At 71.2% G+C, this 4,836-nt stretch carries 5 protein-coding genes and 2 pseudogenes; all 7 read left to right on the forward strand.

What is annotated here, in order from left to right; genetic code table 11:
- Positions 1-486 (forward strand): annotated as a pseudogene (locus VFH10_RS14480) (signal recognition particle protein); the annotation flags it as partial.
- Positions 487-576: 90 nt separating this feature from the next.
- Positions 577-1,653 carry an amidohydrolase family protein gene (locus VFH10_RS14485; protein WP_325129773.1) on the forward strand — a complete coding sequence of 359 codons (1,077 nt, stop codon included), beginning with the start codon at positions 577-579 and terminating at the stop codon, positions 1,651-1,653.
- Positions 1,654-1,873: 220 nt separating this feature from the next.
- A pseudogene (gene rpsP / locus VFH10_RS14490) lies at positions 1,874-2,320 on the forward strand (30S ribosomal protein S16); the annotation flags it as partial.
- Between the two features lie 158 nt (positions 2,321-2,478).
- Positions 2,479-2,721 (forward strand): RNA-binding protein, encoded by a 243-nt coding sequence (locus VFH10_RS14495; protein ID WP_325129776.1) that lies wholly within the window; start codon positions 2,479-2,481, stop codon positions 2,719-2,721.
- 104 nt (positions 2,722-2,825) lie between these two features.
- Positions 2,826-3,386, forward strand: a complete 561-nt coding sequence (gene rimM / locus VFH10_RS14500; RefSeq protein ID WP_325129778.1) for a ribosome maturation factor RimM — start codon at positions 2,826-2,828, stop codon at positions 3,384-3,386.
- 3 nt (positions 3,387-3,389) lie between these two features.
- The gene (gene trmD / locus VFH10_RS14505) at positions 3,390-4,139 is read left to right on the forward strand and encodes a tRNA (guanosine(37)-N1)-methyltransferase TrmD (RefSeq protein ID WP_325129780.1); all 750 of its coding nucleotides are present in this window, start codon (positions 3,390-3,392) and stop codon (positions 4,137-4,139) included.
- Between the two features lie 174 nt (positions 4,140-4,313).
- Positions 4,314-4,676: a 50S ribosomal protein L19 gene (gene rplS / locus VFH10_RS14510; RefSeq protein ID WP_325129782.1), complete on the forward strand. Its 363-nt coding sequence runs from the start codon at positions 4,314-4,316 to the stop codon at positions 4,674-4,676.
- The last annotated feature ends 160 nt before the right edge of the window (positions 4,677-4,836 follow it).

Raw genomic sequence — 4,836 nt, forward strand, 5'->3', positions numbered from 1 at the left:
GACCAGCTCGAGAACTTCGACGAGCGCGAGATCGACCGGATCCAGGCGATCATCCAGTCGATGACGCCGGCCGAGCGGGACAACCCGAAGATCATCGACGGCTCCCGCCGGGCCCGGATCTCCAAGGGCTCGGGCACGCAGGTCTCCGACGTCAACACGCTCGTGGACCGCTTCTTCGAGGCCCGCAAGATGATGATGTCGATGGCCAAGGGCGGCGGCATGCCGGGGATGCCCGGGATGCCGGGCATGCCCGGGATGGGTGGCAAGCGCGCCAAGTCCAAGCCGGCGGCCAAGAAGGGCAAGGCCAAGCGCGGCTCGGGCAACCCCGCGAAGCGCGCGGCGGAGGAGAAGGCCGCCAAGGAGCGCGCGGCGAGCGGCAACGGCGCTGGGGCAGGCAATCCGTTCGGCGTACCCGCCGGTGCCGACGAGGACTTCGACCCGTCGTCGGTCGAGCTGCCGAAGGACCTGTCCAAGTACTTGAAGTGACCGACCCACCGATATCGGTATGCCGGGGGTGACCCATGGGTCACGGTCGGACTACCGATATCGGTAGCGGGCCTCGATAGGGTCGCGGGCATGAGTAGTGCGCTCAGGTTCCGTGGTCCGGTGCTCCCCGACGGCGAGAGCCGGGACCTGTACGTCGTCGACGGCCGGGTCAGCTACGAACCGGTCGCGTCTGCGGAGCTGGTCGCCGAGGGCTGGATCGTGCCTGGGCTGGTGGACGCGCACTGTCACGTCGGCCTCGACCCTGACGGCGCGGTCCCCGAGGACGTGCAGGAGAAGCAGGCGCTCACCGACCGGGACGCCGGGACGCTGCTGATCCGGGACTGCGGATCGGCCGCGGACACGTCGTGGATCCATGAGCGCGACGACCTGCCGCGGTTGATCCGGGCCGGGCGGCACATCGCGCGCCCGCGCCGCTACATCCGCAACTACGCCCACGAGATCGAGCCCGAGGACCTGCCCGCGTACGTCGCCCAGGAGGCCGAGCGCGGCGACGGCTGGGTGAAACTTGTGGGGGACTGGATCGAGCGCGACGCAGGGGACCTCACCCCGTCGTGGACCCGCGAGTCGCTCGACGCCGCGATGCGGGTCGCCCACGAGCACGGGGCCCGGGTCACCGCGCACGTGTTCGGCGAGCACGCGCTGCCCGACCTGATCGGCTCCGGCATCGACTGCATCGAGCACGGGACCGGGCTGTCGGAGGACCTGATCGACACCATGGTCCGCAACGGCGTCGCGCTGGTGCCGACCGCAAAGCAGCTCGGCAACTTCCCGTCGTACGCCGAAGCCGGCCGGGAGCGGTTCCCGAAGTACGCCGACCACATGATGTCGCTGTTCGAACGGCGCAAGACCACGATCCGGTCCGCCTACGAGGCCGGGGTGGCCATCTACGCCGGCACGGACGCCGGGGGCGTGCTGCCGCACGGCCTGATCGGCGACGAGGTGCTCGAGCTGGCCGACTACGGGCTGTCGCCGCACGACGCGCTCGGGGCGGCGTCCTGGCGGGCGCGCACCTGGCTCGGCCTCGACGACAACCTCGCGGAGGGGACCACTGCCGACTTCGTGGTCTTCGACCGCGACCCCCGGGAGGACCTCGGCGTGCTCAAGTCACCGTCCCGGATCGTGCTCCGCGGCACCGTGGTGGCCTAGCCGCCGACTTGTCAGATCCTCAGACGGCCCGGGCCGTCTCACGTCCTGACAAGTCGGCGATTGGAGAGTCACCGGGTCCGTCTGGCAGAATGACCGGCTGAGTCGTGCGCGCCCGGACCCTCTCACCCGGCCGCGCCGGCACCGCGCAGCGCTCCCGGCCTGGCCCCACCTGGCACGAGGGCGCTCACCCACACACAATCGTCAAGGAGACACCACACTCGTGGCCGTCAAGATTCGCTTGAAGCGGATGGGCAAGATCCGCCAGCCGTACTACCGCGTCGTCGTCGTCGACTCCCGCAAGAAGCGGGACGGCCGCGTCATCGAGGAGATCGGCAAGTACCACCCCAAGTCGGAGCCCTCGCTGATCGAGGTCACCTCCGAGCGTGCGCAGTACTGGCTCGGTGTCGGCGCTCAGCCCTCCGAGGCCGTCGCGGCCCTGCTCAAGGTGACCGGCGACTGGCAGAAGTTCAAGGGCCTGCCGGGCACCGAGGGTTCGCTCAAGGTCGCCGAGGCCAAGCGCGACAAGGCCGAGATCTTCAACGAGGCGCTCAAGGACTCCGCCAAGGAGCCCAAGGCCGAGGCCGTCACCAAGAAGTCCGCCGCCAAGAAGGCCGACAAGCCCGCCGAGGCCGAGAAGCCCGCCGAGGCCGAGAAGCCCGCCGAGGCTGCACCCGCCGAGGCTGCTCCCGCCGAGGCCGAGGTGCCCGCCGGCGAGACCCCCGAGGCCGCCGCCGCGTCCGCCGACGCGGAGGGTGAGGCGCAGCCGGCCGAGGCCGACAAGGCCGAGGCGACCGCCGACGCCGACAAGCCCGCCGAGGCCTGAGCATGCTGGCCGAAGCGCTCGAGCACCTGGTGCGGGGCATCGTCCGACACCCCGACGACGTGAGCGTCCGCGACAAGCAGCTGCGGCGCGGCTCGCTCCTCGAGGTGCGCGTGAACCCCGACGACCTGGGCAAGGTCATCGGCCGGGGCGGTCGCACCGCCACCGCGCTGCGCACCGTGATCGGTGCGCTGGCGGGCAAGGGCGGCGCCCGTGTCGACTTCGTCGACGTCGACCGCGGTCGCTGACGGTCGCAGCAGATCGCACGACGCAACGCAGAGCACATCGGAACGGGAGGCTGCCTTCGGGCGGCCTCCCGTTCTCGCTTCCCCGTAGACACCAGGAGTCGAGCATGAGCACCACGCAGGTCGTCGTCGGCCGGATCGGCAAGCCGCACGGCATCCACGGCGAGCTGTCGGTCGAGCCACGCAGCGACGAGCCCGAGCGCCGGTTCGCGCCGGGTGCGGTGCTCACCACCGAGACCCCGCGCGGGTCGGCCCCGCACGGACCGGGACGGCCGCAGGCGCTCACCGTCGAGTCCGTGCGCTGGCACCAGGACCGACTGCTGGTGCGCTTCGTCGAGGTGCCCGACCGCGACGCGGCGGAGGTGGCGCGCGGCCTGGTGCTGCTGGCCGACGTACCCACCGACGAGACGCCCGAGGACCCCGAGGAGTTCTACGACCACCAGCTCGTCGGTCTTCGGGTGGAGACCACCGAGGGGGCGACGATCGGGGAGGTGACGCTGGTGCAGCACGGCGCGGGGCAGGACCTGCTGGTGGTGCGTACGCCGGACGGGGCCGAGGTGCTGGTGCCGTTCGTGACCGCGCTGGTGCCGGAGGTGGACGTGCCCGGCGGCCGGGTCGTCGTGGCGGACCGCCCGGGACTCCTCACGCCGCTCGACGAGGGGCGCTGAGCCGTGCGCATCGACGTGGTCACGATCTTCCCCGACTACCTGGCGCCGCTGTCGCTGTCGCTGCCGGGCCGGGCGCAGGAGGCGGGCCTGCTCGAGGTGCACGTGCACGACCTGCGTGACTGGACCCACGACCGGCATCGCACCGTCGACGACACGCCCTACGGCGGCGGCGCCGGCATGGTGATGAAGCCCGAGCCCTGGGGCGAGGCGCTCGACGCGGTCACGGCCGAGGGGGACGCACCGGTCGTCGTGGTGCCGACGCCGTCGGGTGAGTCGTTCACCCAGGCGATGGCCGAGGAGCTGGCCGCGAAGCCGAGGCTGCTGTTCGCGTGCGGCCGCTACGAGGGCATCGACCAGCGGGTGACCGAGCACGCGCGCGGCCGCTGGGACGTCCGCGAGGTGTCGATCGGCGACTATGTGCTCAACGGCGGAGAGGTCGCGGCGCTCGTCGTGACCGAGGCGGTGGTCCGCCTGCTGCCCGGGTTCATGGGCAACCCGGAGTCGCTGGCCGAGGAGTCGCACGGTGTCGCCGGGCTGCTGGAGTACCCCGTCTACACCAAGCCGCCTTCCTGGCGCGGGCTCGACGTACCCGAGGTGCTGTTCTCCGGCCACCACGCGCAGATCGCCCGCTGGCGGCGCGACCAGGCGCTTCGTCGTACCGCCGAACGCCGCCCCGACCTGCTCGAACGCCTCGACGAGGAGGGTCTTGACGAGCGCGACCGCAGCGTCCTCGCCGATTTCGCGGACGAGTGAGCGCTGTGGCAGACTTGACCCTCGATCCGTCGCGTCAGCGGCTGCTGCTCCGATCTGGAGGAGGGCCGGCGGGCCACCTGCCACAGGGGGCGCTCCGCACGACGCAGCGCGCGGGTCACCCAGATCACGCAAGAGATTCCGTGGCTGACCTGTGGCGTCCACGAGGAGACTGACATGACCAACGTCATCGACACGCTTGCCGCTTCCGTGAAGCGGGACGACATCCCCGAGTTCCGCGCCGGCGACACCCTCAAGGTGCACGTCAAGGTCGTGGAGGGCAACCGCTCCCGCGTGCAGGTCTTCCAGGGCGTCTGCATCCGCGTCCAGGGCTCGGGTGTCGGCCGCACCTTCACCGTCCGCAAGGTCTCCTTCGGCGTCGGCGTCGAGCGCACCTTCCCGCTGCACTCCCCGATCTTCGACAAGGTCGAGGTCGTCACCCGCGGTGACGTGCGGCGCGCGAAGCTCTACTACCTGCGCAACCTGCGCGGCAAGGCTGCGAAGATCAAGGAGAAGCGCGAGGCGACGCCGGCGCGCTGAGCGCGGTGTCCCAGGTCGACTCCGTGACGGACACACCTCGGCGGGAGCGCGCCCACCTGCCGATGTGGCAGGAGAGCATCCTGCTCCTCGTGGTCGCGCTCGTGCTCGCGATCGCGATCAAGGCCCTGTTCATGCAGGCCTTCTACATCCCCTCGGGGTC

It is taken from the genome of Nocardioides sp., assembly GCF_035697785.1.
GTDB lineage: Bacteria > Actinomycetota > Actinomycetes > Propionibacteriales > Nocardioidaceae > Nocardioides_B.